Annotated in this window: 1 pseudogene; it reads right to left on the bottom strand. The window is 45.3% G+C overall.

The features are described from left to right. Positions 1-517 (bottom strand): annotated as a pseudogene (locus tag R7Q09_RS28235) (hypothetical protein); the annotation flags it as partial. Positions 518-523: the final 6 nt, after the last annotated feature.

Genomic DNA, 523 nt, shown 5'->3' with positions numbered 1-523 from the left:
CTTGGCTGTACAGCTTACCGTCAGAGAACGTACCCGCACCGCCCTCACCAAACTGTACGTTTGATTCTGGGTTTAGCGTGCGTTTACGCCAGAAACCGAAAGTATCTTTAGTACGTTCACGAACTTCTTTACCACGTTCAACGATGATTGGGTTGAAACCCATTTGAGCCAACACCAAACCAGCAAACAGACCACATGGACCAAAACCGATGACGATTGGGCGCTCTGTTAGGTTCTCAGGTGCTTTCGCAACAAACTTGTATTCCATGTCTGGCGTTTGGCGAACGTGAGGATCGTTTGCGAACTTCGCTAGCAACGCGGTTTCATCACCTTCAACGATGATGTCTAGCGTGTAAATAAGATGAATATTGGTTTTCTTACGAGCATCGTAGCCGCGTCTAAAGACGTTAAAAGAGATAACTTTCTCAGCAGGAATGCCAAGTTTTTTAGTGATCGCGTCTAATAGCGCGCCTTCCTCATGATCAAGAGGAAGCTTAATTTCATTAATACGAATCATATCGAT

This window comes from Vibrio sp. 2130-1, from assembly GCF_033339515.1.
Note: the sequence above shows the minus strand (reverse complement) of the source record. Positions and strands in the feature narration are given on the sequence as shown.